Raw genomic sequence first — 26,406 nt, forward strand, 5'->3', positions numbered from 1 at the left:
CAGTTATTGGTCTGAGCTGTCCCATCAGACTCGGAAGATGCGGGTATAATGCGATTTGATCGATTCCCCTTCCCGCTCCACCGCCACCGGATCGTCCTTCATCGTCTTGATGTCCTTTAGCGGCCTGCGTCCAGCCTTCTCCTTGGCCTGCGCGTGGACGGATCTGAGGCCGCCGATCTCGACATTGAGCTGCTGGCCCTCACGCCCGAGCGCGAAGGACTGAAACAGCCTGGCGGCATTCGGGTGCGGACAGTCCTTGAAGATCCCGTTGGGGCCGACGATGATCGGCGACCCCTCGGTGGCGTAGACCGGCTCGACCGGGCGGCCGGCCTCCTTCATCTGGAAGATGTTGTATTCGTTGCCGTCGGCCATGACGGCGCGCTCGCCGAGATCGAGCTTCTTGGGTGGATCCGTCGAGGACTGCACCTGCATGATGTTCTGCTTGGCGAGCTTCTCGAAGAAGCTCCAGCCGAGATCGCGCTGCATCTGATAGGTTGCGGTCATGATGGTGCCGCTATAGCCGGGATGCGCCTTGACGATCTTGCCCTTCCATTTCGGATCCAGCAGATCGGCAAAGCTCTGGGGCGCCTCCTCGGCCTTCACGAGATTGGTGTTGTAGGCAATGATCGACAACCAGACCCGGAAGCTTGCGAATTGCCCGTCCGCGTCGCGATGCTCCTCAGGATAGTATTTTGCGACCTCCTCCGGAACATAGGACGCGAGAATGCCGTCGCGCTTCCACACGATGAAATGTGCGGCGTCGGAGGAATTCACGACGTCGACGGCATGAATGTTGCTGGAATATTCCTGGCCGACCCGCTGGAACACACGCTCCGCACCGGTGCGTTCGACGCGCACGGTGATATCGGGATATTTGGCTTCAAATGCCCTTGCCAGCTTCTCGGCAACCGGCAGATCGGTCGAGGTGTAATAGACGACCTGCCCCTCTTTCTTCGCCGCCTCGATCAACGTCGGCGTCACCGGTTCCGCAGGTGGCGCGGCGGCCATCACGCGCGTTGAAAGGGCCGCCCCAGCCAGCATCCCGCCCGAGCCCTTCAGCATGTCACGGCGCGATAGCCCAGGATGTTTCCTCATATGATTCCCCGCACGCGATGGCGAAGTTTGAGTACACCGTCCTCCCGCTCTTATTCCGATGCGCGAAAACGGAGTCTGTCGTCGACAGAAGCTTCAAGTTGCAGCTAGACTTCTGATCAAGAAACAAGACTAAAGTTGGGGGATTCAGTCAATGGCGAGCCTGCGATACGCCTTGGTGTTTGTCGCGGCGTTGCTGACCGTGTCCATGTCAGGCTCATATGCTGAGGCCGAAGAGTATCCTGCGCGGCCGGTCAGGATCATCGTTCCCTTTGGTCCCGGCGGTCCGGCCGACGTCGTCGCGCGACAAGTCGGCGGCATCTTGCAGGAAAGCCTCGGCCAGCCCTTCGTGGTGGAAAACCGCACCGGCGCCGGCGGCGTGATCGGCACGCTCGAGGTCGCAAAGGCGCCTGCCGACGGCTACACCCTTCTGATGATGTCGAACACCCAGACTGCAAACGAATCGCTGGTACCGCAGCGCAACTATGCGTTGATGCGCGACCTGACGCCGATCGCGTCCTTGAACACTTCGGATCTCGTGATCGTGGTCCACCCCGCCGTGCAGGCAAAGACCTTGCAGGAGTTCATCGCGCTCGCAAAGGCCCAGCCCGGAAAGCTGAACTATGCGTCGTCAGGTCAGGGCACGCCGTATCACATGGCGGGCGAGTTGTTCAAAGCCATGGCGGGGATCGACGTCGTGCACGTGCCCTACCGCAACAGCGGCGAAGCCCGCGGCGGCGTCATCGGCGGCCAGGTCCAGATGATGATCGATGCCGTTCCGGCGATGGCGCCGAATGTCGCCGAAAACCAGGTGCGAGCGCTCGCAACGACCGGCAAGATTCGTTCGACGGTGCTGTCCAACGTTCCGACCGTGATCGAGGCGGGCGTGTCCGGCTATGAGGCAACAATCTGGCTCGGCCTGATGGCCCCGGCGGGCACGCCGAAGCCAATCATCGACAAGCTCAACGCGGCGGTGAATGCGGCGATCAGGCGGCCAGACGTCGAGAAGCTCTGGGCCGCGCAAGGCGCGGCGGCGATGACCATGACGCCGGAGGCGTTCGACAAATTCCTGCGCGCCGATATCGTGAAGTGGGCAGACGTCGTCAAGAGATTGGACAAGCCCCAATGAGCACGCAGCGGCGAGTCCGCGAGCGAAGGAACAGGGCGCATGAAGACCTTGAACATCCTGAGTGGCGGGGCGGCACAGGGCCTGGTGCGCAGCCTCGCACCCGCGTTTGAAGCCGATACCGGCCTGGGCATCTCCGGTGATTTTGGCGCGGTCGGCGCCATGGCCGACAAATTGCGCGCCGGCGTACCGACCGACATCGTCATCCTGACCGCTGCCCTGATCGCAAAGCTGGCCGACGAAGGGCTGGTTTTGCGCAGCTCGATCACGGACATCGGCCGCGTGGAAACCGCCCTTGCCGTCCGGGCCGGCGATCCGTCGGTCGGCGCCGACGACGCGGCCAGCCTGCGCGCGGCATTGCTCGCCGCGGACGCAATCTTCGTGCCCGATACCAAGGCATCGACCGCCGGAATTCATGTCGCCAAGGTGCTCGCGCAGCTCGGCATTGCTGATGTCGTCGCGGATCGACTAAGAATCTTTCCGAACGGCGCGACCGCGATGCGGCATCTGGCGGAGTCCAGAGACCGGCGGCCGATCGGTTGCACGCAATCGACCGAGATCATCAGCACCATTGGCGTCGTGCTGTCGGGCGCCTTGCCGTCGGAATGCGGGCTCGCGACGATGTATACGGCTGCGATCCCGACGCAGGCATCGTCGGCATCGCAGGCGCAACGCCTGATCGCGCTGCTGACGTCGCCGGAAACGTCTGAGCTACGCAGCCAGGCTGGCTTTGTCTCGTCGTAGACACTGCCACCCAGTGCGGGATGACTTTACGTTGAATCGAACGGCGGACTCCGCTTCACCTCGCCCCGCGTGCGGGGAGCGGTCGGAACGCATCGTTAGATGCGTTCCGGGTGAGGGGGACTCTCCGCAAATGCAGCTATCTCCGAATACGCGGAGAGAGCCCCTCACCCCAACCCTCTCCCCGTAAGAACGGGGCGAGGGAGCACAGCGCTGCCGCGGTCGCTGTTCGACCCAATTTCGGCGCGCCTTTAGCCTGCCAGCTGCGTGAGCCCCGTCGGCGGTCCATCAACCGCGGTCCAGCCGCCATCGACGAACAGCGTGCTGCCGCTGACATAGCTCGCCGCATCCGATGCAAGGTAGGCGACGGCGGTCGCGACCTCGTCGGCGCTGCTCCAGCGATTGAACACGGTATGGCCGGCATAGAGGTTGTAGATATCGGGCCGCTGCTTGAACGGACCGGTCAATGCGGTCTCCGCGATGCTCGGCGCGATCGCATTGACGCGGACGCCGGATCGGCCAACCTCGGACGCGAAGCCCTTGACCAGAAGGCCGATCGCCGCCTTGGTCGATCCATAGACTGCAAGCCCCGGCTCGATGGTCACGGCACGCACCGAGGAACATGCAATCAGGCTGCCGCCGTGCTGCTCGACCATGATGCGGCCGAACGCCTGGAAGAACCAGACCGTGCCCTTGACGTTGAGGTTGATGACGCGGTCGAGATCCTCCTCGGTGTAATCGAGGATGGTCTTGCGGATATTCAGCCCCGGCGTCGTCACCGCGATGTCGATCCGCTGAAATTCCGCGAGCGCCTTCGCCGCCAGCGCCTCGACGCCGGCACGATCGGCCGCATCGCAGCTGGCTGATGTTGCCGATCCGCCCTGCTGCCGGATCGCAGCGGCCGTTGCCTCCGCGCCCTCTTGCGCTCGATCGGCGCAGAGCACGCGCGCGCCGAGCGACGCCAGCGCTTCGGCCGAGGATTTGCCGATTCCTGAGGCCGCTCCCAGCACGACGGCGGTCTTGCCGGTGAGATCGAATAGCTTGCGATAGTCGGTCACGTGAATCCTCCCTTCGGCGACGCATGCCGGAATGCAACACTTTCCCGATTTGCTTCAGGTTCGACACCGAGGGCAAGCGCCATCTTGCACAAGCGCGGCAAACGCGTCAGCATTGCGGGCAGAAGCGCGCCTGCGCCAGCTCCGTCAAGAAAGGGCACCCGTCGTGAGGATCATTGACCTGAGCCGAGAGCTCTATCACCGCACGCCGAGCTATCCCGGCCATCCGCCCATCATGCACGGGATGTGGAAGAACCACGAGGAAGCCCTTGCGGAATCGAGAAACGTCTATGGCCTGGCATCGATGTTCATCTCGATGCCCGACCATGGCGGAACCCACATCGATGCGCCCCGGCATTTCGGCTCGAGCGGCATACCGATCAATGAATATCCGCTGGAAAAGTGCATTGTACCGGGCATCTGTCTCGACCTTCGCCACATCGCGCCGCGTGCCGAGATAACCCCTTCCGACCTCGAAGCGGCCGTGAAGGAGGCCGGACGGCCGATCCCGATGGGCGGCACCGTCCTGCTCTGCACCGGCCACCATGCCCGGACGTTTCCGCGCAAGGAATATTCGACCGACAATTCCGGCGTAAATGTCGCGGCGACCGAGTGGCTGGCGAAACACGGCATCGTTCATTTCGGCATCGACTCGATGCGCCCCGGTCCCGACAGCGACGAGAACCTGCTCGTTCACAAGGCCTGCCTCGATCTCGACATCACCCACATCGAAAGCCTGTGCAATCTGGAAGCCCTGCTCGGCCAGGGGCAATTCACCTTCATCGGCCTGCCGATGAAATGGCGCAACGGGACCGCGTCGCCGATCCGCGCCGTAGCGGTATTCGACCTTTAGATTCGTGATGCGGGGGCATGTCCGATGACAGGTAGATTAGCCCCTTCCTCGCGTCGTTCGATCCTGAAAGCCTGTAGCGCACTTGCGATCGCTGGTCTTACCGGGCGGGCCAAGGCCGCCGGCTACCCGGAACGCCCGATCAAGGTCATCGTGCCGTTTGCGCCTGGTGGACCGACCGACATCATGGCCCGCATCCTCGGCACCCATCTTGGCGAAGCGCTCGGCGGCACCATCGTGGTTGAGAACCGCCCCGGTGGCGGTGGCAATATCGGGATCGGCATTGCCGCACATGCCGAGCCCGACGGCTATACGCTCCTGATCACGTCGAGCGCCTTTGTCGTCAATCCCGGCCTCTACGCCAAAATCCCGTACGATCCGGTCAAGGACTTCGCGCCGATTGCCGAGCTTGGCACGTCGCCGAACGTGATCCTGGTCAATCCGAAGCTTGGGATCAATTCAATCGCCGAGCTGATCGCACGCGCAAAGGCAAACCCGGACGAACTGAACTATGCCAGCCCTGGCCTCGGGACGACGCCACATCTCGCCGGCGAGCTGTTCAAGATCATGGGCCAGCTCCAGATGACGCACGTGCCGTTCTCGGGCGCCGGTCCCGCCATCCAGGCGATCCTGAGCGGAACGACCGAGGTCGCCTTTGCGGCGCTTCCGCCTGCCCATCCACACATCGAGTGAGGGGCATTGAAAGCGTTGGCCGTCACCGGAACCCATCGATGGTTCGATTTGCCTGATGTGCCGACCATGATCGAGCTCGGCTACAGGGATTTCGTCTCCGACACCTTTCAGGGCTTTCTCGCGCCTGCGAATGCGCCCTCCTCCGTTGTCGCGTTGCTGTCGGCGAAATCGATCGAGATTCTGAAGACGCCGAAGATCGCCGAACAGCTGCGCAACGACGGCTTCGAGGTGCTTGCGAACGGGCCCGATGGCATGCGCAGGCGTATTGCAGACGAAGTGCCGAAATGGCGCGGCATCATCGCAAAGGCGGGGATCAAGCCGGTCTGAGCAGATCAACATTGCGCGACACGCACAGCGTGTGATCTTGCGACCATTAGCCAGCATCCCTAGGCTCCCCGTCCATAACAAAACAACCAGGGAGGCGATCGTCATGACCACAAGGCGGGATTTCCTAAAAGCGGGAGCAACGGCGGCGGCAGGCATCGTGTTCTGCGGCTGCGGGCTCGTCCACAACGCAAATGCGCAGCAATCGCGCCAGCAACTGCCGGTCACGGTCAACGGCAAACGTGTCAAGACGATCGACATCCACGCGCATTGCCATTTCCGCGAGGCGGGAGCCCTGCTCGGCGCCGACGCCGGAAAGCTGCAACTGCCGCCGGTCAACGGCGCCAGCGAGGCCTTCATCGAGATCGACAAGCGGCTGGCTGCGATGGACGCGCAGGCCGTCGATATGGAGGTGCTTTCGATCAATCCGTTCTGGTACGACCGCGACCGGGACGTTGCCGCGCAGATCGTGAAAATCCAGAATGAGAAGCTCGCCGAGCTCTGTGCCTCGAAGCCCGACCGGTTCGCAGCTTTCGCCTCGCTGACGCTGCAGGCGCCGGACCTTGCGGTGCAGGAGCTGGAGACGGCGGTGAAAAGGCAGGGGCTGAAGGGCGCGGCGATCGGCGGTGTCGTCGATGGCGTCGAATTCTCAAATCCGAAGTTTCATCCGGTATGGGCCAAGGCCGAGGAACTCGGTGTCCCCCTGTTCATCCATCCGCAGGGCGTGCCCGAGCTCAACAAGCGGCTCTCCGGCAATGGGTGGCTTGGCAACACGATCGGCAATCCGCTCGAGACCACGATCGCACTCTCCCATTTGATCTTCGAGGGCACGCTCGATCGCTTCCCGGGACTGAGAATCATCGCCGCACATGGCGGCGGTTATCTCGGCTCGTATGCCGACCGCTCGGACCATGCCTGCCTGGTTGGACCCAAGGGATGCAATCCGGAGATCAAGCTCCAGAAGGCGCCGGCGGAATATCTCAAACAGATTTATTTCGACTCTCTGATCTTCACGCCGGAGGCGATCAGGCACCTCGCCGCCCAGGTTGGCGTCGGCCAGATCGTGCTGGGAAGCGACTATCCCTATCCATGGCAACTGGCACCGGTCGACCACATCTTCGCCTCGTCGTCGCTGAGCGACGATGACAAGGCCAATATTCTCGGGCGGACCGCAGCAAAGCTGCTTGGCGTAGCCGCATGAGGACGGCTTGCTGCTGGACAGGCAGCTATCGTCGCGCCGTGCCGCGCGACGACGGCATCAACGATCAGTAGGCCTTCACCGTCCGGATCTCGTTGAGAGGCCGGACTGTTGGTGCCACCTGCGCGATATTGGGTACCGGATCGGTGTAGACGGCGTCGGTTCCGACGAACTCCGCTTGCGCCGCGTCCGATATCCATCTGACCGCCGCCGGATGACTGACCAGCATACCGATCAACGCAACGATGACGAGCAGCGGCAACGCGACCAGCTTGATGCTGAAGCTCTGGTAATTGTGATGTGGATCCTGCCGTCGCTTGTCGAAAGAGCTCTGCATGGATTCCTCCATATTGTGCTCCCCTGACGCGTCACTTACCGCAGCGCACGCAAGGCCGATGTGAATGGCTTCACAGGCCTGTTCAGCTCACCGTTTCGTGAAATGCGCGACCGACCGGGCAGCCAGCGCGACTACTCGCCGTCGTTCGCCCCAGCGTCGACCAGCTCCTGGAGCGTCTCGGGCTTCAGCACGACGATCGCGCCATGCTCGAGCCTGACCCAACCGCGTATCGCCCACGCGCGGAGCTGCTTGTTGATGCTCTCGCGCGTCATCCCGACCATCTCGCTGATCTCCTGCTGGGTGATCGAGATGGTGCGTCCCTGCGGCTTGTGCTTGTCGCTCAGGCGCAGCAGCGCGCTGGCCAGACGGCCGGGCAAGTTCTGCAGGATGACCTGCTCGACCTGATCGCTGGTCCGGCGCAGTCTTTCGCAAAGCAGCTCGATGAACTTCATCGCAAGCGTCGGCTGGCTGCGCACGAACGGAATGAACTCGCGCCGGTCAATGACGAACAGCTCGCAATTGGTGTTGGCGGTGGCATCGGCCGTCCGCGACAAGCCGTCGAGCAGCGCGATCTCCCCGAAGATCTCGCCGGCCTCGATCAGGTTCAAGATCGCGTTGCGACCATCCGGCGACGAGATGCTGATCTTGACCGTGCCCGAGATCACCGCAATCAGGCTGGTGCCAGGATCGCCCTTGGAAAAGATCGTCGTCCCCCGCTTCAGCGTGGTGTGCTTGGCGTAGCGGCAGAGCTGATCGAATGCCTCGGGCTCGAGATCCGCGAAATAGGGATGCTTGCGCAACACCGACAGCTTGTTGTTCGAAAACAACGGCGCGCCGGAAGTTCGTTCTATGGGCGACGCACCGGTCATCGTGATCCAGACTGATTGTGTTGCGTTCAATCGGCCCGCCAGCACAGCGGACGCCGACAAAGCCATCGATCAATGAAAGCAGACAGAAGTATAGCCCCCCCGGGGGCCTACAGCAACAAAAGGTCCGAGCCGGCGCAATGGGATAGAAGGCATCCAAGGTACAATTTGGAATAAATATGTGTCGATGCAACGCTCAATTGCAGGCTGCGGGCTGCCCTTGATCTGACATGCCCGGCCCATCCGCGACAATCTCGCCTGGCAAAATCCCGTCTGTGCGAGGGGTCAACGCGGCCAACTCACAGCAGCTTGCCGTCTGGCCCAAAGAACGGATGCGGCCCGTCAAACTGACCGATCGGGACCTGATGCGTGACCAATTGTCCATAATCCGGCCCGCCAAACCATGTGTGCAAATGAAATGCCGGCGGTTCCACCTTGAACGATGGTTCGCGGAGCTGTCCGAGGTCTAGGTCGACCGCATGGTTCGGCGCGGGGCACAATGTCACGGGTATCCCGGCGAAAGAGGCCAGCATGGCACGATGCACGTGCCCGCAGCCGATCAAACGCACCCGCGGGTGACGCCTGACGATTGCTGCCAGTTCGGCGGCATTGAAAAGGTCCTGACGGTCCATGTGCCAGATGCCGCCCTTGAACGGCGGGTGATGCAGGAAAAGCAGCGCGGGCCGGTCGAGCGCTGCCGCCAGCGTCGCGTCCAGCCATTGCAGCGTCGACGGTTCGAGCATGCCATGAGGCTTTCCGGCAACGCTTGAATCAAGCAGCAGCAGATCGAGGCCATTCACCTCGATCTGCTGGTCGAGCGGACCTGTCGCATGAACATAAGGTGCTGCAGGAAACGCGGCGCGCATCCACGCACGCGAATCGTGATTGCCGGGAATTCCGGCAAACGGAACGCGCAGCGGCGCGAGCAGTCGCTTGAGATAGTCGTATTCCTCGACCGAGGGCGTATCGACAAGGTCGCCCGAGATGACGACGAAATCGGGCGCCGGTTCGAATGCGCTGAGCGCGGCCACGCAGCGTTCAAGCGCCTTCGCGGTATCGACCCGGCCATAGGCCAATGCTCCGGGCGGCTTGATGTGGAGGTCGGAAATCTGGGCGATGAGGACCGGTTTCGACGGCATCGATCAACCTCGTGGTTCGGAGGGGAGCAGACGGACAGCGTCGGGCGCAATCGAAAGCCCGACACGATCGCCGAACCTGGCTTGATTCGTGTTGGGAGCGTCGACATTGAGCGGCTTGCTCGATGCACCGCTCACGACGAGCCGCTGTCGGTCGCCGATGAAGCTGACGGAATCGACGATTCCCGAGAGCAAACCCGCGCCCGCCTCCGTCACGCGAATGGTTTCCGGGCGGATCATGACGGTCGCGTTCGCGGTCGTCGCTCCACCCTCGATCGGCAGTCGCCCACCGGGCAGGATCAATACGCCGTTCTCGACCGGAGCCTCCACAATATTCGCCGCTCCGATGAACTCCGCCACAAACCGGTCCTTCGGCGCGAAGTAGACCTCGCGCGGCGTGCCGATCTGCGCGATTGCGCCTTTCCGCATCACGACAATCCGGTCGCCCAATTCCATGGCTTCGGCCTGATCGTGGGTGACATAGATCGTCGTGATCCCAAGCGCGCGCAACAGCCGGTTAAGCTCGCTCCGCAGCCGGTCCCGCAACGCGGCGTCGAGCGCGGTCAAGGGCTCGTCGAGCAGCAAGATGCCGGGCCGGATCGCGACGGCGCGCGCCAGCGCGACGCGCTGACGCTGGCCGCCCGAAAGCTGGTCGATGCGGCGATTCTCCAATCCCGTGATGTTCGTCAGAGCAACCAGTTCGGCGACGCGCGCGGCGCGCTCGCCCCTCGCAACACCGCGGATCCTCAGCCCGTAGGCGATATTGTCCGCCACCGTCATGTTGGGGAACAGGGCGTAGGACTGAAACACCATCCCGACATTGCGCCGCTCGATCGGGACCGAGGTCATGTCCTTGCCGTCGAACAGGACCTTGCCGCCGACATCCGGCAGCTCGAGCCCTGCGATGATGCGCAGCATCGTGGTCTTGCCACAGCCGGACGGCCCGAGCAGCACCAGCGTCTCGCCGCGCGCAATGTCGAGGGTTGCGGGATCGAGCGCGCGCGTGCCGTCGGCAAAGGTCTTGCCGCACGCCTCGATCCGCACCGCTGCACCGTGCCCGGCCGTACTCATCGCTTGTGATCCCTGTCGGCCAGCAGCTGCATCGCGACCAGCAGCGGAATGATCATCACGAAGAAGATCAGCGTATAGGCCGACGCCACTTCGAGCCGCATCGAGGCGTAGCTGTCGGCGAGCCCGATCGGCAGTGTCTTCGTCAACGGCGTATGCAGCATCCAGGTCAGGTTGAATTCACCGAGCGACAGCGTAACCACCATCAGCGCGCCGGCGAGAATTCCCGGCAGTGCGTTCGGCACGATGACGTCGCGGAATCGCCGCCATGGCGACGCTCCGAGCGAAGCCGCGCCCTCATCCAGCGTCTTGATGTCCACGGTGGCAAACACCGCCATCACCGACCGCACCATGAACGGCATGGTGAAGATCACATGGCCGACCAGGATGAAAAGCCAGGAACGGCGAAAGTCACCGAAGCTGCCATAGGCGAGCAGCAGTGCAAGCGCAATCGCTAGCCCAGGGATCGCCAAAGGCAACGTGATGATCTCCTCGACGATGCGCGCAAGCCGGCCTCCCCGCGTATGCAGCGCATAGGCTGCGGGAACGCCGGCGAGCAGCGTGACGGCAAGGGTCGCGAATGCGATCACGAAGGAGAGCAGGATGGTGCCGGCATAGAGCTCCCAGACCTGCGCGACCCATTGCAGCGTCACGCCGGACTGGATGCCCCGGAAGTAATTGACGGTCACGCCCGCGGAGATCGACAGCCCCGCGGGAACCACCAGGAAGGCGGCAACGAGCAGCGTGAAGATGAACTGGCCGGTGAAGATCAAGCGATCACGCATGCGTTCACCCGGCCGCCGCGACCGCGCTGCCGCTGAACGAGCGGGCGAGCGCGAGGATGAGCCAGGTGATCAGGCCAAGTCCCACCGACAGCGCAGCCGAGGTCGCGAAATTGGCGGCCAGCGTAAACTCGGTGTAGATCAGCATCGGCAGCACATCGATGTTCGTTGCCAGCGTAAACGCAGTCCCGAAGGCCCCCATCGCGGTCGCAAACGCAATCGCACCGGACGCAACGAAAGCCGGCGCCAGCGCCGGCAGCACGACGTCACGCTGCACCGCCCAGGGGCTGGCGCCGAGCGAACGCGCGGCTTCCTCCAGACCGACATCGAGCTTTTGCACGGCCGCCATGATGGTCAGGATCACGCGCGGGATCGAGAAGTAGAGATAGCCGAGGAACAACCCGTAGATCGAATAGGCGAAGACGAACTTCTCGCCGAAGATCCGGTTGGAGAGATCGCCGATCAGGCCCTGCCGCCCCGCCAGCAGAATGATCATGAAGCCGACCACCACGCCGGGAAACGCCAGCGGAAAGGTCAGCATCGCGATCAGCACGGCCCGCCCGGGAAAGCGGTGCCGCTGCAGAAACATTCCGGCTATCGTCGCCACGATCAGCGTGACGACCGTCGTTGCCGCGGCCAGGAGCACGGTATTGATCAGCGTCGCGCGGTAACGAGCTTCGGTCAGGATGGCGAGATATCCGGCGAGACCGTGCGGTCCTTCGGCACCCGCGACCACCAGCCGTGCCATCGGCAGCAGGAAGAATGCCGTGGTCACGACCGCGAGCGGCAGCAGGCAGAGCCAAACGAAGGATTTTTGCGACATCGGAAGAATGGTGCCCCGGCGAAGGGCACCATATTGCCTCAGCGAACCTCGGCGAGATAGCGGTCGACGAAGGCTTTTTGCACGTTTTCCATCTCGCCCCAGTCGACGCTCTTGGCACGAGCATAGTCGCTGTCGGGGAGAAATTTCCCCTTCACGGAAGCCGGCAGCTCAATCGGGCGGGCCGGACGCAGATAGGCATTGGTCCAGATCGCCTGCCCCTTGTCGGACAAGAGATAGTCCATCACCTTCTTGGCCTTCTCCTTGTCGGGCGCGTTCTTCACGAGACCAACGACATAAGGAAACACCACCGACCCCTCGCAGGGAATCACAAACTCGAAGTTGCCCTTCTCCGAGTACTTCGCGCGATAGGCATTGAAGTCGTAGTCGAACAGGATCGGCATCTCACCGGAGACGACGCGGGCATATGACGTCTGCTTGGGTACGATCGGATCGTTCTTGCGCAGTTCCTTGAAGAAGCTGATCGCCGGATCGAAGTTGCCGGGGGAGCCGCCGAGCGCCAGATTGACGGCAACCGCGCCGACATAGCCGACCGCCGCCGACGACGGATCGAGATAGCCGACCATCCCCTTGTAGTCGGGCTTCAGAAGATCCTTCCAGCAGGCAGGCACCGGCTTGCCGCCAAGCGCATCCTTGTTCACGAACAGGCCGAGCGTGCCGGAGTGGATCGTGGTCCAGTAGCCATCGGGGTCCTTGAGGCCGGCCGGGACCTGATCCCAATGCGCCGGCTTGTAAGGCTCGAGCGCATCCTGGGCCTTGGCCTTCATGCCGAAGGTCACGCCGAAATAGCCGATATCGCCGACCGGATTGCTCTTCTCGGCCAGGATCTGGGCCAGCGCCTGGCCGGAATTCTTGTTGTCATGCGGGATATCGTAGTTCAGATCCGCCTTGATCGCCTTCAGCATCGAGGCCCAATCTGCCCATTCCGGCGGACAGTTGTAGCAGATCACGTCGGCCGCCCTGGCGGATTGCCACGGCGCGATCAGCGTCAGCGCCAGCAACGCGAGGACAAGGCGGACGGTCTTCATGGGAGGCTCCGGTCTGGGAGAGGATGCAATGAGGATTTCAACATCAACCGGGCGACCAAGTATAGGCCGCGTATGAATGTTTTGCGACGCGCTTGCTGCCGTGCAGCAAATGCAACGGCCGCGATGCCGACGATCCGGTGCTCGCGGCAACCACTGGTTTCGCGCTAGGCTGCCGGCCAAAAGAGGAAGCCCATGTACCAGCCGCCCGGCGTCAAGACATCGTCCGATCTTCCCGTCCCAGACCTGATGACAGCCTGGGTCCTTGGTGGCCCCGATCAGCTCCTGCTTCGCGAAAAGCCGACGCCGGTCCCGTCGCGTGCCGAGGTGCTGGTGCGCATCGACGCGGTTGCGATCTGCGCCACCGATCTCGAAATTATCCATGCCGGGTCGCCGGCAAGCATTCAGGGCGGCCTGCCCTTCAACAAGAACTTTACGCCGGGCCACGAATACATGGGCACGGTCGCCGCGCTCGGGCCGGACCTTGACGAATTCAGGATCGGCGAGCGGGTCAGCGTCGAAATCCACGCCGGCTGCGGCCAATGCAAACGGTGCCGCCAGGGCATGTACACGTCATGCCTCAACTATGGAAAGCCGGAGAAGGGCCACCGCGCCAACGGCTTTACGACCGACGGCGGATTCGCGGAGTACGCAGTCAAACCACATTAATACGCTGGCGCGCGTCCCGGATAGCATGAGCGACGCGGAGGCGACGCTCGTGGTGACCGCGGGCACGTCGATGTACGGCTTGACTGAATTGGGGGGATTGGTGGCGGGCGAGAGTGTCGTGGTGATCGGCCCGGGGCCGATCGGACTTCTCGCAGTTGCTGTGGCCAAGGCGCTTGGCGCAAGCCCGGTGATTCTGACCGGAACGCGCAACAAGCGGCTGGCGATCGGCCGGGAACTGGGGGCCGACCGCGTCATCAACATCAACGACGAAGACGCCGTTGCGGTCGTGAAGCAACTAACAGGGGGGATCGGCGCGGACTATGTCGTCGAATGTGCCGGCACCGAAGCGACACTCAACCAGGCCATTCACATGACCAATCGTGGCGGCAAGATTTGTCTGGCCGCCTTCCCGCACGAGGCCGCGACGCTGGACATCGCGCATCTCGTGCGAAACAACATCTACGCTTACGGGATCCGCGGCGAGGGCCGCAGCGCCACTCGCCGCGCCATGGAATTGATGGCAGCGAAGCGGTTCGACGCGACACGAATCCACACGCATACGTTTCCGCTGGCCGACCTGCCGACGGCGCTCAGATATGCGCGGGATCGCGTGGATGACGCGATCAAGGTCGTCGTCACCACTCGCAAGGCCGACGCGATCGCGCGCGCTGCGGAGTGAGGTCCATTCGCGCCGGCGGGAGACCGGGAAGCCCGCTCACACCGAACAATATCGTTCCTTGATCTCGTCGTCGGCCAGCAGGGCCTGCGCCGACGCCTGATGCACCACCGCTCCCTGATCCAGGACGTAGGCACGATCGGCGATGCCAAGCGCGAGCTCGACATTCTGCTCAACCAGCAGCACCGTCGTTCCCTGCGACTTCATGTTGCGGAATAGCTCGAACATCTCGTCGACCAGGACCGGCATGATGCCCTCCGAAGGCTCATCCAGCATGATCAGGTCGGGCTTTGCGATCATCGCCCGCGCGATCGCCAGCATCTGCTGCTCGCCGCCGGACATCGTGACCGCCTCCTGGTCCATGCGCTCGGCCAGCCGTGGGAATACTCCTGCGATCTCGTCGATCAGCTCGGCTTCCCGCTTCTTCGCCGGCGACGCCACCAGCCCGAGCCGCAAATTTTCCCGGACCGACAATCCCTGCACAATCCGCCGCTCTTCGGGAACATAGGCAAGTCCGAGCGCGAAGCGCACATGCGCCGGCTGGCTCAGCAGCTCCTCGCCCTTGAAGGTGACCGAGCCGCGCGTTCGTCCCATCAACCCCATGATCGATTTCAGTGTCGTCGTCTTGCCGGCTCCATTGCGACCGATCAGGCAGACGATCTCGCCTTTGGCCACCTCGAGCGTGATGTCCTGCAGCGCGTGACTTGCGCCGTACCAGGCATTGAGCTTGCTGATCTGCAGCATTCGTCAATGCTCCCGCTGGCCGAGATAGACCCGCTTCACCGCCTCGTTCTGCCGGACCTCCTGTGGCGTTCCTTCTGCGAGAAGTTCTCCGTGGTGCAGCACGAGGATGCGATCGCTGATCCCGAGCACCAGCTTCATCTTGTGCTCAACGAGGATGACCGTACGCTCCTTTGCGAGCTTCACGATCAGATCCATCATGGTCCGGGTTTCTTCCGGACTCATGCCGGCCGTCGGCTCATCCAGCAACAGCAACCGGGGTTGGCTGGCAAGCGCCATGCCGATTTCCAGCGCCCGCTGCTCGCCATGGGCCAGCGTCTTGGCGGCACGTTCCCGGGACTCCCACAGCCCGACCAGGGCCAGCAACTCGTCCGCCCGCTCGACCAGCTCGGTCAGGCGCGCGCGGGGACGCCAGATGTCGTATCTCGACACCAACGCCTGCAGACCGACGCGGATGTTTTCACGGGTCGTGAGCTGCGGAAACACGCTGGTGATCTGAAAGGACTTTGCGATCCCCATATGCGCAAAGCGGTGCTGCGGCAGGCCGGTGACATCCCTGCCCTCGAATTCAACGCTGCCTTTGGTGGGCGCAAACGCACCGCACAGCAAATTGAAATAGGTGCTCTTTCCGGCCCCGTTCGGACCAATAATGGAGGTGATCGCTCCTCTGGAAAACTCCGCCGAGATATTGTTCAGAGCGACAAACTTCCCGAACGTCTTGCCGACGCCCCTGGTGCGCAGAATGATTTCTTTGATTTGGCCTTCCGCGGCGCTCATCGCCTGCCTCGCGCGATCAGTGTGCCCCAGATGCCGGCGGGGAAGAACAGCACGCATGCAATGAAAATGGCGCCAACGATCAGTTGCCAATGAACCGTCCACACCGAGACCACGTTCTCCAGGACCAGGAAGACGGCGGCGCCGATCATCGGCCCGAAGAACGTTCCCATACCGCCCAGCAATGCGATCATCACAACCAGGCCCGAGGTCTCGTAGTGCAGGATCTCGATCGGAACGATCGACAGATGCAGCGCCTGCAATGCTCCCGCGAGACCGCAGAAGCCGCCAGACAAAACGAAGGTCAGCAATCGGGTCTTGGTGACGTCATAGCCTGACGCGCGGGCGCGCATCTCATTCTCCCGCACGGCCTCGATGACGGCGCCAAATGGCGAGGCGAGAATGCGCGACATCACGAAAAAAGCGGCAATCACGAAGGCCGCGATGACATAGTAACGGACCATCGGATTGATGAAGTCGAGCCGCAAGCCGAACAGATCGATGGTGCGGACGTTGATGCCGCGGAGGCCGTTTTCGCCACCGGTCAGATCAACCGCCTGATAGAAAAGGTAGTAGATACATTGCGACAGCGCCATCGTCACCATCGCGAAGTAGATGCCGCGGGTCCTGATCGCGAGTACGCCAATCAACGATGCCATCAACAGGCCGCCGGCGACCCCGGCCGCGATGGCCGCATACCAAGGCCAGCCAAAATGGACGATGGCGATGCCACAGAGGTAGGCACCGGTTCCGAACAGCGCCGCGTGACCAAACGACAGCAGACCTAGATAGCCAAAGACGAGGTTGAAGCCGACGGCGTACAATCCATAGATCAGGATGTTCACCGCGAGGGCCGTGAACGGCATCACCAACGGGAAAATCAGGATCACCGCCGCCACAATGCTGGCGCGATGCCGCGTTGCGAGTTCGTACCAACTGCCTGTCGTGGCACGAGGCTGTTTGATGGATTCGGTGGCTCCGGTCATCCCTGGCTCTCAGCTCATCAATCCGGCGCGGCCGAAGAAGCCCTGGGGACGGACGATGAGGACGATCGCCATCAGGGCAAAGATCGAAACCTTGGCCATCTCGGGTGCAAACAGCGAAGTCATGCTGACCACCACACCGACGAGGAGGCCCGCCAGTACGGCGCCACCGATCGAACCCATGCCTCCTACCACCGTCACCACGAAAGCCTCGGCGAGAATCGTGCCGCCCATCTCGGGAATGACGCCTTGAAGCGGGGCAGCCAGCAGCCCGGCAAAGCCCGCAATCGCGGTGCCTATCCCGAACACGATCAACCAGACCTTGGAAACGTCGACCCCAAGGACGCGGACGATTTGCGGATCGCGCGCGCCGGCGCGGATAATGAGTCCGAAGCTGGTTTTTTCCAGGAACAGCCAGAGCGCCAACAAAACGACGGCCGTCGCGCCGATCACGAACAGGCGGTAGAGCGGAAAATATCCGACACCGATGTTGACAGCCCCCTGCAGAAGCTCGGGCGTATCGAACGGATAGCCGGTCTTGCCGAAGGCAATGCGCACGCATTCGACCATGACGTAGCTCAGCCCGAAGGTCAGCAGCAGCGGATAATCGATGCCGCGGCCGTAGAGCGGCCGGATCAGCACGCGCTCGACGGCAAGGCCGAACAGCCCGATCAGAAGCGGTACCGCCAGCAAGCAGAGCCAGAAATTGCCGCCGATCGAGATCAGGTACAGCCCGACATAGGCGCCGACCATGTAGAAGGCGCCATGGGCGAAGTTGACGACGGTCAACATCCCGAAGATCAGCGAGAGGCCGATCGCAAACAACACATAGATCGCGCCGAGCGCCAGCCCGGCGAATAGTTGCAGTGCAATCAGGTCAAAGCTCAGGCCCGCCATTTGTCCCCCTCAGCACGACGCGCACCGCCCCGCGGTGCGCGCCGGCGCATGGCTCAGCTCTTGTGGCCAAGCGCGTCGCAGCTACGCAGGTTCTTCTCGTCAGGCTCTTCGGTCGATAGAACCTCGAACACATCGGACTCGTTCTTCATGTCCTTGGACTTCGACTTGATCACGAGCACCGATTGCACCGACTGGTGATCGCATTTGCGATAGTATTGCGGCCCCTTGTAGTAGTCGTACTTCAGAGCCTCCAACGCCGCGACGACCTTGTCGGTCTCCACGCTGCCCGCGCCCTTGACCGCCTCGAGCACCGTCCGAACACCGCCATAGCCGAGCGCACCGTAGTCGGTAGGCAATTTGCCGTCATACATCTTGCGGAACGCGTCGTTGAACGCCTTGGTCGAGGCGAACTTGTCCTCGATGCCCCAGAAGAACGAGCAGCCGCCGACGACGCCTTCGAATGCCTGAGGGCCCGCCGCCACGCGGCTAGCATGCGACAGCAGCGGCGCGATGATCTGGATCGATTTCTTGATGCCGAAGTCGGTTGCCTGTTTCAGTGCGATTTGCTGATCCCGGCCGAAATTGCTGATGCAGAGAATATCGGGCTTCAGCGCCTGGAGACGTGGCAGCAGGGTCGAGAAATCAGTCGTCCCTAACGGATGGCGGATGTCACCAAGATTCTCGATGTTGAATTGCTTGCCGACCTCGAGAAAGCCGCGAACCATCTCGTGACCGTAAGCATAGTCCGCGGTGAGAAACGCAACCTTCTTGCCGAATTTGGTGAAGGCGTAGCGACCGACCGCCCCTGACGTCATGTGCGGGTTCAGCGCTTCGTGGAACGTGTATTTGCTGAAATCTGCCGCCTCGTTGATGGCGTCGGACTGGCTGATCGAATTGAAGATGACGCCGCGCTCCTTGGTGACGTTGTTGATCGCGAGCTGAACCGCCGCGGACAGACTGCCGACGACGAAATTCACCTTCTCCTTCTCGACCAATTCCAGGGTCCGCGTCGCCGCCTCGCCGGGATTCAGCTTGTCGTCGCGCACCACGAGCTCGGCCTTGCGGCCGTTGAGACCGCCGGCATCATTGAACTGAGCGACAGCAAGCTGACCCGCCCGCACCTGGTCCTGGGCCTCGGCGCCGTATGGACCGGTCAAAGGAACCGGGAAGCCGATCTTGATGGGCGCTTCCTGGGCCTGAAGCAGATTGATGCGAAAGGGCGAGACGGCGAGAACGGCGCCGGCGCTTGCCGTCGTCAGCAGACGACGCCGTGATATCGATCCAGCTTTGGTGACCTTCTTCGTCATGACTATTCCTCCCCAAGAACTGTCTGCGCTTTGCTTATCGTATTATCGTTGCCCGGAACGTCTCCGCTCAGATCCGTCCCAAGGCGGTCAGGATAACCTGAGGCGTGAGCGGACTCTCGGTAATTGTTACGCCAAACGGCCGGAGCGCGTCATTGACCGCGTTGGCAACCGCCGCTGCCGCGCCGGCCGTCCCCGCCTCCCCTGCCCCTTTGGCTCCCAGTTCCGATTCCTGCGTCGGAGACACCACATGGCCGATCTCGATATCGGGCATCTCTCCGGACATCGGGACCAGATAGTCCGCCATATTGGCATTGGTCAGCTGACCGCGTTCGTCGTAGATGCACTTCTCGAACAACGCCGCGCCGAGCCCCTGCACGACCCCGCCCCGGATCTGCTCGTCGACCAGTTGCGGGTTGATGATGGTGCCGCAGTCTTCGACAACCCAATGCATCAGCAGCTTAACAAACCCGGTCTCGGTATCGACCTCAAGCCATGAGGCCTGAACGCCATTGGTGAATGCAAAGGGATATCGGCGCGGAACGAAATGCCGGGTCGCCATCAATTCAGGTTGGATGCCCGGCGGCAGGGTGTCCGGTCGAAAATAGACGATCCGCGCAAGCTCGTGCAGTTCGATGCGCGGCGCGCCGTCGGCGGTGTTGACGATACCGTTGTCGACGATATCGAGCTCGGCCGGCGTCGATTGCAGGATGGCCGCAGCGACATTCAGAATATTCTCTCGCAGGGCCTTGGCTGCCTGTAATGCGGCTTCGCCGCCGATGCCGGCACCGCGCGAGGCCCAGGTGCCACCGCCATAGGGCGTGTTGTCGGTGTCGCCCAGGATGACGCGAACGCGCTCCATCGAAACGCCAAGCACGCTGCCGACGATCTGGGCCGTCAGCGATTCCGACCCTTGCCCCTGTTCCGTGATGCTGCTCTGGCAGACCACCGACCCTTGCGCGTCGAGCCGGACCGCAACGCCGTCCTGCGATGAGATTTTCGCGCCGCCCACGCCGTAAAACGCAGCGCTGGGATTGGTCACCTCGATGAAGCTCGCGATTCCGATGCCTCGATGGACGTTTCTGGTGCGCAAGGCCGCTTGCTCAGCGCGCAACGCGTCGTAATCCATCATCTGAAGCAGCTTGGTCAACGAGGCGTGATGCGAGAGCTGCTCGAACTTCATGCCCGAGGGTGACGCACACGGATAGGCATCGTCGGCGATCAGATTGCGCCGCCGGATTTCGACGGGGTCCATGCCGATCTTCGCTGCCGCCAGATCGACCAGGCCTTCGGTGACCGAACAGGCGATCGGGTGTCCGACCGCCCGGTACTGGCACATCACGTTCTTGTTCTGGAAGACGACGCGCGCCCGCGCCCGATAGTTCGCCGTGGCATAGGGCCCGCCGACCAGATTGACCACCTGATTGGCCTCGATGGCGCTGGTGCGCGGATACATCGAATACGGGCCGATCCCCGTCAGGTCGTCGATCTCGAAGGCCGTAATCGTACCGTCCGGTCTGACGCCGATCCGTCCCCTGCACCGATGATCGCGGGCGTGGATGTCCGTGTTGAAACTCTCGACGCGGTCCGCCACGAACTTGACCGGCCGGCGCAACAGCTTGGACAGTGCGTAGGTCGCCATTTCGTCGGCGTAGATATGGACCTTGATGCCGAACGAGCCGCCGACATCCTTGCAGACCACCCGGACCTGCGCTTCCCTTAACCCAAGATGCAGCGCTGCGATGTTCTGCACCATGTGGGGCGCCTGCGTGCCCTGATAGATCGTGAGCCGTGCCTCGGCCGCATTCCAGTCGGCAACGACGGCCCGCGGTTCAAGTGTCACGCCGGTGTGCCGCCCGAATACGAAGTCGGCTTCGACGAGTTCGGACCCCGACAATGCATGATCGACGTCGCCGGCGTCGAGCGTCCGCTCAAAGGCAAGATTGTCGCCGAGAACGGCATGAATGACGGGAGCTGCCGGATCGAGCGCAGCTCGCATGTCCGTCACCGCTTCGAGCTCCTCGTAGTCGACTGAGATATGCTCCATGGCATCTTCGGCTGCAGCACGGCTGGTCGCCACAATCGCCGCAACGGCCTCGCCCTGCCAGCACACGCGGTCGACCGCGATCGCGTGCTGCGGTGCTGACTTCAGTCCCTTCAGGTGCGAGAGCACTCCGACCCACGGCGTGATGACCGCTTCAAGTTCACGACCCGTGACGATGGAAATGACACCCGGCATGCGCCTTGCCGCGTCGACGTCGATCGCTGCGATTTTGGCGTGGGCATGTGGCGACCGTAGAAAAACCACATGCGCCATCCGCGGCAGTTCGAGATCACTGACATATTGGCCGCGCCCCTGCAGCAACCTGTCGAGATTCGGCCGCGACACGGTCTTGCCGATGTAGGAATTCGGGCGATCAAGCACCGAAAGCGTGTCTGCTGGCGCCCGCGTCACCGTCATACGCCCCGCTCCGCGCGCATCTTGGCTGTCGCCTCCACCGCATCCACGATGGCCTGATAGCCTGTGCAGCGGCAATAGTTGCCGGAAAGATGCTCGCGGATTGCTCGACGATCAGGCACGGACACTTGCTTCAGCAGGTCCTGCGCCGTTATCAGCATCCCGGGCGTGCAATAGCCACACTGCAATGCATTGCGCTCGCGAAATGCCGCCTGAAGATCGGCTATTTCACCGCTGTCAGACAGCCCCTCGATTGTCTCAACTGACGCCCCCTGCGCCTGGACTGTCAGCATCAGACAGGAGCGAACGATCTCGCCATCGAGCCGGACTGTGCAGGCACCGCAAACGCCGTGCTCGCACCCAACGTGGGTTCCGGTCAGCTTGAGATTTTCCCGGAGGAAATCGGCAAGATTGAGCCGCGGCGAGACGAATGCGTCGATGGGTTCGCCGTTGACCAGAAGCGAGACCGGTACCGGAGCGTTCACTTGCCGACTCCCGTTCCCAGTTCTGGCCGTGCGAGCAATGCTGCCACGCAGCGGCGGAGCAAGACCGTCGCGAGGTGTCGACGCATGGCCGCGGTCGCCTGCTGGTCCTCGTGTGGATCGAGTTCATCGGCCAGTGCGGTCGCCGCCTCTGCGAGCAAGGCGGGAGTTACCGTGGTATCGATTAGCTTGCCGGCGGCCGCCGCGAGCAATGGCCGATCGCCAACAGCAAAGAAGCCGAGCCGAAGAGCTGAGAACCTGCCGGCCGCAACTACCGCACGGGCGGCAAGACCAACAACAGCGTAGTCGCCATGCCGCCGGGCATACTCCTGAAAGAAAAATGTCGAGCCTTGGCCCGCGACCGGCACCTCGACCGCGACAAGCAACTCGTCCGGCAGCAGAGCTGTTTCGTAGATTCCCCTGAAAAACTCAGTCGCAGCAATCCGGCGCTCGCCGGCCGAGCCCCGAACGACGATGGTGGCGTCAAGCGCCACAACACAGGCCGGCAGCTCCGATGCAGGATCGGCGTGAGCGAGGCTACCGCCGATCGTTCCGCGATTGCGAATTGCGGGATGGGCAACGTGGGCAACGGCATCGCGCAACAGCCGCGCGTGCAGTGCAACCTCCGGCGATCTGAGCAGATCGACGTGCCGGGTCAGCGCGCCAACGATAAGCACGTCTCCCCTCACGGTGATGCCGCGCAACTCGGCGAGGCCGCCGATATCGACCAGAATGTCCGGGGACAGCAGCCGCAGGTTCATCGCCGGCATCAGGCTCTGACCACCCGACAGAACCTTCGCCTTGTCGCCATGCATGGCGAGCAACTCCAGCGCATTCACGACGCTGGTCGCGCGGGCGTAGGCGAAAGCCGCAGCTTTCATGTGGGCGTGGCCTCCCGGGCCCAATTTTGGTTTGCCCGATTAGAGGGCCGCCCTCTTCAAAGGTCAAGCTTGTTTATCGAGTGATTATTTGTGCGGCAGGGCTTGTCTTCGCCTCGGGAAGGACGCAGGTTCCTTGCCAACAAAAGTTCAAATCGCGGGGAGGCGGATCATGAAGCTCGGTTTTTTTACGATGCCGATCCATCCTCTCGACAAGGATTGGCGGCAATCGCTCCGGGAGGATCGCGAGGCTTTTCTGCTCGCGGACGAGCTCGGGTTCACCGAGGCGTATGTCGGCGAGCACGTCACCGACAAGGCCGAGAACATCACCTCCAGCATCGCCTTCATTGCCTGGCTCGCAGCCGCAACCAAGCGGATCAAGCTTGGAACCGGCACCATCAACATGCCAAACGCGCATCCGGCAGCAGTCGCAGCGGCTGTCGCCATGCTTGATCACATGCTTGACGGCCGTTTCATACTTGGAATCAGCCCTGGTGGATTGCTGTCCGACGCGGAGGTTTTCGGCAATCTCGATGCCGACCGTAATGCGATGTTCATCGAGGCCATCAACCAGGTTCTTGATATCTGGGCCGGTAAGCCGCCCTATGATTTGCAAGGCAAATATTGGAACATCTCGGTCAAAAAGACTCTGATCGAGGACATCGGCCAGGGAATCGTCGCTCGCCCCTTGCAGGCCCCTCACCCGCCAATCGTGGTGACCGCGGTTGCGCCATTCTCAAAGGGCGTCACGGAGGCGGCGGCGCGCGGCTGGGATCCGATCTCGGCAAACTTCCTGATGCCGGCCTGGGTGAAGAGCCACTGGCCGAAATATGTCGAGGGTTGCGCGCGCGTGAACCGGGCAGCCGAGCCTGCCAATTGGCGTGTCGCCAAGAGCGTGTTCGTGGCAAAGGATGCAGCAACCGCGAAGGCGTATGCGACATCGCCCGATGGTCCCTACGTGTATTATTATCACCAGCTGTTCACGAAGCTGAAGCGCAGTGGCCGGCTCGAGTTGTTCAAGACGCGACGGGATCAACCCGACGCTGAGGTTACACTGGAGTCGATCTGCGACAAATTGATCATCTACGGCACGCCCGAAAGCGTGGCTGACCAGTTGCTGGCGTTCCAGGAAGAGATTGGCACCTTCGGAACCCTGCTTTACGCCGGCAAGGACTGGAAAGATCGCGAGCTTGGCCGTCAATCGATGATCCTGATGGCCGAGAAGGTCCTGCCGCGGATCAATGCCGCCGCTACCGGATCATCGACGTGAAGGAGGTTCGACATGACCTTTACTGATCGCATTCCGTACCAGGCGCAGGTCGACCGCCCGAAACTGACATTGCCTGACGGCAAGAAGCTTGCCGTGTGGGTTATCCTCAATGTCGAGGAATGGCGCATCGAGAACGCGATGCCGCGCACCGTGCTGAGCCCGCCAATGGGCCAGCCCCTGCTGCCCGACGTGCCGAACTGGTCGTGGCATGAATACGGCATGCGCGCCGGCTTCTGGCGGCAGTTCAAAGCTTTCACCGATCGAAAGATACCGGTGACGCTGGCTGCGAACGCCAACGTCTGCAACAGCTATCCGCGTGTGGCGTCGGCGGCGCACGAGGCGGGCTTCGAATTCATGGGACATGGGTTTGTGCAGGGCCCGATGCACAAGGTCGAGAACCAGGCGGACGCAATCAAACGCGCGATCGACACGATTGCTGGATTTACCGGCAAGCCGCCGCGATCATGGGAAAGCCCGGGCCTGACCGAAACCGAAGAAACGCTCGATCTCCTGCGCCTCAACGGGATCGAATACGTGGCCGATTGGGTGATCGACGATCTCCCCCAGGACATCGCCACGCCGCACGGCACCGTGACGACGATTCCCTATTCGGTCGAGACCAACGACATTGTCATTCACGCGCTGCAACACCTTCCTTCGGAACAGTTCCTGACGCGCTGCACTGACCAGTTCGACCGGCTGTACCTCGAGGGCGCAGAGAACGCGCGGATCATGGCGATCTCGGTGCATCCCTACATCACGGGCGTGCCGCACCGTATCAAGTACCTTGAGGCCCTGCTCGATTACGTCATCGGCCATGACGGCGTCGCCCTCATGACGGCAAGCGAGATCGGCGATTGGTATCGGGGTCAGATGGCGACAATGTAGCGCGACTCAGCCGACGACCTTGATCGGCGCCCGTCGACGGTCGGTCGCGCTCTCCGCCATCCTCTCAAATCCCGCGAGGAAGATATCCAGCGCGTCACTGATCATTTGCGCCTTGTCCTCGAGGACAGGCGCTTCGTAGATGTACTTGCGTACGCCATAATAGAAAATGCCGCCGTGAAACACCCAGGCCAGCTCGAGTTCTGCGGCGCTGGGCCTGCCTTGCGTCGCGAGGCCCGCGTCGTGGCGGCATTCCCTGAGAATGCGCGTCAGGATCTTGTCCTTGACCATACCGACATACCAGCGATTGATATCGAGGCCCTTCAAGCCGGAGTAGAGATAGATCCGGAGCCATCTTCGGTTGAAAATCGCGTCGGTATAGATTTCGTAAAATTCCTGAAGCCGCACGCGGAGCGGACGTGACCGATCCGAGAGCAACTTCTCCCAGCCGATTTCAAGGGGTTCGAGATATACCTTGCGGTAGACCTCCTTGATGAGATCGTCCTTGCTCGGGAAGTAGCGGTAAAGCAGCGGCTGCGTCACGCCGAGCTTGTGAGCAAGGGCGCGCGTGCCGCCGCCAAATCCCTCCTCCGCAAACAGCTCGGTTGCCTTGGTAACGAATTCACTGCGACGATCGACAGCTGATAGTCGCCTCTGCTTGGCACGAACGCGCTTGACGGGCGTCTTTCGATTCATGATGTCTTGTCACCACCGTCGGCCTGGAACCGGCCAAAACCTCCGCGCGCGAACAACAGCGGATTGTTCCGGTTATAGGCGTAGGCTTCCACCGCGCCCAGGAAAATGACGTGATCCCCGCCATAGTAGCGGTTGGCGGCACGGCATTGGAAATTCGCGACCACATCGGCAAGCACGGGAGCATTCCCGAGACCCGGCGTCCAGCTCACACCCGCGAACTTGTCACCCGACGATCTGGCAAACTGCATCGCCAGCGCCTGCTGCGACGCGTCTAGAACGTTGACCGTGAAATGGCTGGCATTCTGGAAGATCGGCAGTCCCTGCGAAAACATGCCCAGGCTCCACAACACCAGTGGCGGATTGAGCGACACTGATGCAAAGGAATTGCAAGTAATTCCATACGGCCGTCCTTCAGCCGACATCGCGGTGACTATCGTCACACCTGTTGCGAACGTGCCGAGCGCATTGCGGAAATCACGGGGATCGATCGCCGAACTATCGCTTGCGAGCTCACCGGCGGGATCCAGCGGATGTTTGGGTGAGTCGGACATCCGGCCAA

27 protein-coding genes and 1 pseudogene are annotated in these 26,406 nt (G+C 62.2%); 9 read left to right on the forward strand and 19 right to left on the reverse strand.

Going from position 1 to position 26,406, the window contains the following annotated elements; genetic code table 11:
- Nucleotides 1-24 precede the first annotated feature (24 nt).
- On the reverse strand, nucleotides 25-1,095 hold the full coding sequence (locus ACVWYP_RS33425; RefSeq protein ID WP_304496257.1) for an ABC transporter substrate-binding protein: 1,071 nt from the start codon (nucleotides 1,093-1,095) through the stop codon (nucleotides 25-27).
- 205 nt (nucleotides 1,096-1,300) lie between these two features.
- Between ACVWYP_RS33425 and ACVWYP_RS33430 the strand changes: the two genes are divergently transcribed.
- Together ACVWYP_RS33430 and ACVWYP_RS33435 are read left to right on the forward strand one after the other, a co-directional pair.
- Nucleotides 1,301-2,221: a tripartite tricarboxylate transporter substrate-binding protein gene (locus ACVWYP_RS33430; protein ID WP_439711211.1), complete on the forward strand. Its 921-nt coding sequence runs from the start codon at nucleotides 1,301-1,303 to the stop codon at nucleotides 2,219-2,221.
- A 39-nt stretch (nucleotides 2,222-2,260) separates the two neighbouring features.
- Nucleotides 2,261-2,962 carry a molybdate ABC transporter substrate-binding protein gene (locus tag ACVWYP_RS33435; RefSeq protein WP_304496259.1) on the forward strand — a complete coding sequence of 234 codons (702 nt, stop codon included), beginning with the start codon at nucleotides 2,261-2,263 and terminating at the stop codon, nucleotides 2,960-2,962.
- Nucleotides 2,963-3,210: 248 nt separating this feature from the next.
- Here the strand turns inward: ACVWYP_RS33435 and ACVWYP_RS33440 are convergent, their stop codons facing one another.
- Nucleotides 3,211-4,017 carry an SDR family NAD(P)-dependent oxidoreductase gene (locus ACVWYP_RS33440; RefSeq protein ID WP_304496260.1) on the reverse strand — a complete coding sequence of 269 codons (807 nt, stop codon included), beginning with the start codon at nucleotides 4,015-4,017 and terminating at the stop codon, nucleotides 3,211-3,213.
- 163 nt (nucleotides 4,018-4,180) lie between these two features.
- On the opposite strand from ACVWYP_RS33440, the gene ACVWYP_RS33445 reads away from it, so the two are divergent.
- The 3 genes and pseudogenes from ACVWYP_RS33445 (at nucleotide 4,181) to ACVWYP_RS33455 (ending at nucleotide 7,082) form a co-directional block, all read left to right on the forward strand.
- On the forward strand, nucleotides 4,181-4,867 hold the full coding sequence (locus ACVWYP_RS33445) for a cyclase family protein (protein ID WP_304496261.1): 687 nt from the start codon (nucleotides 4,181-4,183) through the stop codon (nucleotides 4,865-4,867).
- Between the two features lie 183 nt (nucleotides 4,868-5,050).
- Nucleotides 5,051-5,884: pseudogene (locus ACVWYP_RS33450) on the forward strand (Bug family tripartite tricarboxylate transporter substrate binding protein).
- Nucleotides 5,885-5,987: 103 nt separating this feature from the next.
- Nucleotides 5,988-7,082, forward strand: a complete 1,095-nt coding sequence (locus tag ACVWYP_RS33455) for an amidohydrolase family protein (RefSeq protein WP_304496262.1) — start codon at nucleotides 5,988-5,990, stop codon at nucleotides 7,080-7,082.
- 64 nt (nucleotides 7,083-7,146) lie between these two features.
- Here the strand turns inward: ACVWYP_RS33455 and ACVWYP_RS33460 are convergent, their stop codons facing one another.
- From ACVWYP_RS33460 to ACVWYP_RS33490, 7 genes are all read right to left on the reverse strand, one after another.
- Nucleotides 7,147-7,416 carry a hypothetical protein gene (locus ACVWYP_RS33460; RefSeq protein WP_304496263.1) on the reverse strand — a complete coding sequence of 90 codons (270 nt, stop codon included), beginning with the start codon at nucleotides 7,414-7,416 and terminating at the stop codon, nucleotides 7,147-7,149.
- A 131-nt stretch (nucleotides 7,417-7,547) separates the two neighbouring features.
- Nucleotides 7,548-8,285 carry a Crp/Fnr family transcriptional regulator gene (locus ACVWYP_RS33465; RefSeq protein WP_051002875.1) on the reverse strand — a complete coding sequence of 246 codons (738 nt, stop codon included), beginning with the start codon at nucleotides 8,283-8,285 and terminating at the stop codon, nucleotides 7,548-7,550.
- Nucleotides 8,286-8,581: 296 nt separating this feature from the next.
- A complete protein-coding gene (locus ACVWYP_RS33470) occupies nucleotides 8,582-9,421 on the reverse strand; it encodes a phosphodiesterase (RefSeq protein WP_304496264.1) in 840 nt (279 codons plus the stop codon).
- A 3-nt stretch (nucleotides 9,422-9,424) separates the two neighbouring features.
- Nucleotides 9,425-10,489 carry an ABC transporter ATP-binding protein gene (locus ACVWYP_RS33475; protein WP_304496265.1) on the reverse strand — a complete coding sequence of 355 codons (1,065 nt, stop codon included), beginning with the start codon at nucleotides 10,487-10,489 and terminating at the stop codon, nucleotides 9,425-9,427.
- Nucleotides 10,486-11,271 (reverse strand): ABC transporter permease, encoded by a 786-nt coding sequence (locus tag ACVWYP_RS33480; protein WP_028343151.1) that lies wholly within the window; start codon nucleotides 11,269-11,271, stop codon nucleotides 10,486-10,488. Before ACVWYP_RS33480 ends, ACVWYP_RS33475 begins: the two co-directional genes overlap by 4 nt.
- A 4-nt stretch (nucleotides 11,272-11,275) precedes the next feature.
- Nucleotides 11,276-12,091, reverse strand: coding sequence for an ABC transporter permease (locus tag ACVWYP_RS33485; protein ID WP_018272804.1), 816 nt, complete (start codon nucleotides 12,089-12,091; stop codon nucleotides 11,276-11,278).
- A 38-nt stretch (nucleotides 12,092-12,129) separates the two neighbouring features.
- Nucleotides 12,130-13,137, reverse strand: coding sequence for an ABC transporter substrate-binding protein (locus tag ACVWYP_RS33490; RefSeq protein ID WP_057020509.1), 1,008 nt, complete (start codon nucleotides 13,135-13,137; stop codon nucleotides 12,130-12,132).
- Nucleotides 13,138-13,329: 192 nt separating this feature from the next.
- On the opposite strand from ACVWYP_RS33490, the gene ACVWYP_RS33495 reads away from it, so the two are divergent.
- Nucleotides 13,330-13,803, forward strand: a complete 474-nt coding sequence (locus tag ACVWYP_RS33495; protein ID WP_456684263.1) for an alcohol dehydrogenase catalytic domain-containing protein — start codon at nucleotides 13,330-13,332, stop codon at nucleotides 13,801-13,803.
- Between the two features lie 25 nt (nucleotides 13,804-13,828).
- Nucleotides 13,829-14,482 carry a zinc-dependent alcohol dehydrogenase gene (locus ACVWYP_RS33500; protein WP_456684264.1) on the forward strand — a complete coding sequence of 218 codons (654 nt, stop codon included), beginning with the start codon at nucleotides 13,829-13,831 and terminating at the stop codon, nucleotides 14,480-14,482.
- Nucleotides 14,483-14,518: 36 nt separating this feature from the next.
- Here ACVWYP_RS33500 and ACVWYP_RS33505 read toward each other — a convergent pair whose 3' ends face one another.
- From ACVWYP_RS33505 to ACVWYP_RS33540, 8 genes are all read right to left on the reverse strand, one after another.
- Complete coding sequence (locus ACVWYP_RS33505; RefSeq protein WP_028343154.1) at nucleotides 14,519-15,223, reverse strand: ABC transporter ATP-binding protein; 705 nt, start codon at nucleotides 15,221-15,223, stop codon at nucleotides 14,519-14,521.
- 3 nt (nucleotides 15,224-15,226) lie between these two features.
- The gene (locus tag ACVWYP_RS33510) at nucleotides 15,227-15,997 is read right to left on the reverse strand and encodes an ABC transporter ATP-binding protein (RefSeq protein WP_304496266.1); all 771 of its coding nucleotides are present in this window, start codon (nucleotides 15,995-15,997) and stop codon (nucleotides 15,227-15,229) included.
- Nucleotides 15,994-16,980: a branched-chain amino acid ABC transporter permease gene (locus tag ACVWYP_RS33515; protein WP_304496267.1), complete on the reverse strand. Its 987-nt coding sequence runs from the start codon at nucleotides 16,978-16,980 to the stop codon at nucleotides 15,994-15,996. The genes ACVWYP_RS33510 and ACVWYP_RS33515 overlap by 4 nt, the downstream gene beginning before the upstream one ends.
- Before the next feature lie 9 nt (nucleotides 16,981-16,989).
- The gene (locus tag ACVWYP_RS33520) at nucleotides 16,990-17,874 is read right to left on the reverse strand and encodes a branched-chain amino acid ABC transporter permease (protein WP_038379171.1); all 885 of its coding nucleotides are present in this window, start codon (nucleotides 17,872-17,874) and stop codon (nucleotides 16,990-16,992) included.
- 53 nt (nucleotides 17,875-17,927) lie between these two features.
- Nucleotides 17,928-19,181, reverse strand: coding sequence for an ABC transporter substrate-binding protein (locus ACVWYP_RS33525; protein WP_304496268.1), 1,254 nt, complete (start codon nucleotides 19,179-19,181; stop codon nucleotides 17,928-17,930).
- Between the two features lie 67 nt (nucleotides 19,182-19,248).
- Nucleotides 19,249-21,639 (reverse strand): xanthine dehydrogenase family protein molybdopterin-binding subunit, encoded by a 2,391-nt coding sequence (locus ACVWYP_RS33530; protein WP_456684265.1) that lies wholly within the window; start codon nucleotides 21,637-21,639, stop codon nucleotides 19,249-19,251.
- Nucleotides 21,636-22,121 carry a (2Fe-2S)-binding protein gene (locus ACVWYP_RS33535; RefSeq protein ID WP_304496270.1) on the reverse strand — a complete coding sequence of 162 codons (486 nt, stop codon included), beginning with the start codon at nucleotides 22,119-22,121 and terminating at the stop codon, nucleotides 21,636-21,638. The genes ACVWYP_RS33530 and ACVWYP_RS33535 overlap by 4 nt, the downstream gene beginning before the upstream one ends.
- The gene (locus tag ACVWYP_RS33540) at nucleotides 22,118-22,999 is read right to left on the reverse strand and encodes an FAD binding domain-containing protein (protein ID WP_304496271.1); all 882 of its coding nucleotides are present in this window, start codon (nucleotides 22,997-22,999) and stop codon (nucleotides 22,118-22,120) included. Before ACVWYP_RS33540 ends, ACVWYP_RS33535 begins: the two co-directional genes overlap by 4 nt.
- A 169-nt stretch (nucleotides 23,000-23,168) precedes the next feature.
- On the opposite strand from ACVWYP_RS33540, the gene ACVWYP_RS33545 reads away from it, so the two are divergent.
- Both ACVWYP_RS33545 and ACVWYP_RS33550 read left to right on the forward strand, forming a co-directional pair.
- Nucleotides 23,169-24,266, forward strand: a complete 1,098-nt coding sequence (locus ACVWYP_RS33545) for an LLM class flavin-dependent oxidoreductase (protein WP_304496272.1) — start codon at nucleotides 23,169-23,171, stop codon at nucleotides 24,264-24,266.
- Nucleotides 24,267-24,278: 12 nt separating this feature from the next.
- Nucleotides 24,279-25,154 (forward strand): polysaccharide deacetylase family protein, encoded by an 876-nt coding sequence (locus ACVWYP_RS33550; RefSeq protein ID WP_304496273.1) that lies wholly within the window; start codon nucleotides 24,279-24,281, stop codon nucleotides 25,152-25,154.
- A gap of 6 nt (nucleotides 25,155-25,160) precedes the next feature.
- Here the strand turns inward: ACVWYP_RS33550 and ACVWYP_RS33555 are convergent, their stop codons facing one another.
- Both ACVWYP_RS33555 and ACVWYP_RS33560 read right to left on the reverse strand, forming a co-directional pair.
- Nucleotides 25,161-25,847 (reverse strand): TetR/AcrR family transcriptional regulator, encoded by a 687-nt coding sequence (locus ACVWYP_RS33555; RefSeq protein WP_018272811.1) that lies wholly within the window; start codon nucleotides 25,845-25,847, stop codon nucleotides 25,161-25,163.
- On the reverse strand, nucleotides 25,844-26,398 hold the full coding sequence (locus tag ACVWYP_RS33560; RefSeq protein WP_304496274.1) for a flavin reductase family protein: 555 nt from the start codon (nucleotides 26,396-26,398) through the stop codon (nucleotides 25,844-25,846). The genes ACVWYP_RS33555 and ACVWYP_RS33560 overlap by 4 nt, the downstream gene beginning before the upstream one ends.
- Nucleotides 26,399-26,406: the final 8 nt, after the last annotated feature.

The sequence above is a fragment of the Bradyrhizobium sp. USDA 3262 genome (assembly GCF_054060035.1).

Bases quoted from the DNA above. Each gene is read 5' to 3' on its own strand.
- ACVWYP_RS33465 (WP_051002875.1), bottom strand. From the start codon at position 8,285: ATGACCGGTGCGTCGCCCATAGAACGAACTTCCGGCGCGCCGTTGTTT.
- ACVWYP_RS33530 (WP_456684265.1), bottom strand. From the start codon at position 21,639: ATGACGGTGACGCGGGCGCCAGCAGACACGCTTTCGGTGCTTGATCGC.
- ACVWYP_RS33485 (WP_018272804.1), bottom strand. From the start codon at position 12,091: ATGTCGCAAAAATCCTTCGTTTGGCTCTGCCTGCTGCCGCTCGCGGTC.
- ACVWYP_RS33435 (WP_304496259.1), top strand. From the start codon at position 2,261: ATGAAGACCTTGAACATCCTGAGTGGCGGGGCGGCACAGGGCCTGGTG.
- ACVWYP_RS33505 (WP_028343154.1), bottom strand. From the start codon at position 15,223: ATGCTGCAGATCAGCAAGCTCAATGCCTGGTACGGCGCAAGTCACGCG.
- ACVWYP_RS33470 (WP_304496264.1), bottom strand. From the start codon at position 9,421: ATGCCGTCGAAACCGGTCCTCATCGCCCAGATTTCCGACCTCCACATC.
- ACVWYP_RS33510 (WP_304496266.1), bottom strand. From the start codon at position 15,997: ATGAGCGCCGCGGAAGGCCAAATCAAAGAAATCATTCTGCGCACCAGG.
- ACVWYP_RS33520 (WP_038379171.1), bottom strand. From the start codon at position 17,874: ATGGCGGGCCTGAGCTTTGACCTGATTGCACTGCAACTATTCGCCGGG.
- ACVWYP_RS33500 (WP_456684264.1), top strand. From the start codon at position 13,829: ATGAGCGACGCGGAGGCGACGCTCGTGGTGACCGCGGGCACGTCGATG.
- ACVWYP_RS33460 (WP_304496263.1), bottom strand. From the start codon at position 7,416: ATGCAGAGCTCTTTCGACAAGCGACGGCAGGATCCACATCACAATTAC.
- ACVWYP_RS33480 (WP_028343151.1), bottom strand. From the start codon at position 11,271: ATGCGTGATCGCTTGATCTTCACCGGCCAGTTCATCTTCACGCTGCTC.
- ACVWYP_RS33555 (WP_018272811.1), bottom strand. From the start codon at position 25,847: ATGAATCGAAAGACGCCCGTCAAGCGCGTTCGTGCCAAGCAGAGGCGA.
- ACVWYP_RS33425 (WP_304496257.1), bottom strand. From the start codon at position 1,095: ATGAGGAAACATCCTGGGCTATCGCGCCGTGACATGCTGAAGGGCTCG.
- ACVWYP_RS33490 (WP_057020509.1), bottom strand. From the start codon at position 13,137: ATGAAGACCGTCCGCCTTGTCCTCGCGTTGCTGGCGCTGACGCTGATC.
- ACVWYP_RS33455 (WP_304496262.1), top strand. From the start codon at position 5,988: ATGACCACAAGGCGGGATTTCCTAAAAGCGGGAGCAACGGCGGCGGCA.
- ACVWYP_RS33495 (WP_456684263.1), top strand. From the start codon at position 13,330: ATGTACCAGCCGCCCGGCGTCAAGACATCGTCCGATCTTCCCGTCCCA.
- ACVWYP_RS33550 (WP_304496273.1), top strand. From the start codon at position 24,279: ATGACCTTTACTGATCGCATTCCGTACCAGGCGCAGGTCGACCGCCCG.
- ACVWYP_RS33560 (WP_304496274.1), bottom strand. From the start codon at position 26,398: ATGTCCGACTCACCCAAACATCCGCTGGATCCCGCCGGTGAGCTCGCA.
- ACVWYP_RS33475 (WP_304496265.1), bottom strand. From the start codon at position 10,489: ATGAGTACGGCCGGGCACGGTGCAGCGGTGCGGATCGAGGCGTGCGGC.
- ACVWYP_RS33545 (WP_304496272.1), top strand. From the start codon at position 23,169: ATGAAGCTCGGTTTTTTTACGATGCCGATCCATCCTCTCGACAAGGAT.
- ACVWYP_RS33525 (WP_304496268.1), bottom strand. From the start codon at position 19,181: ATGACGAAGAAGGTCACCAAAGCTGGATCGATATCACGGCGTCGTCTG.
- ACVWYP_RS33515 (WP_304496267.1), bottom strand. From the start codon at position 16,980: ATGACCGGAGCCACCGAATCCATCAAACAGCCTCGTGCCACGACAGGC.
- ACVWYP_RS33540 (WP_304496271.1), bottom strand. From the start codon at position 22,999: ATGAAAGCTGCGGCTTTCGCCTACGCCCGCGCGACCAGCGTCGTGAAT.
- ACVWYP_RS33430 (WP_439711211.1), top strand. From the start codon at position 1,301: ATGTCAGGCTCATATGCTGAGGCCGAAGAGTATCCTGCGCGGCCGGTC.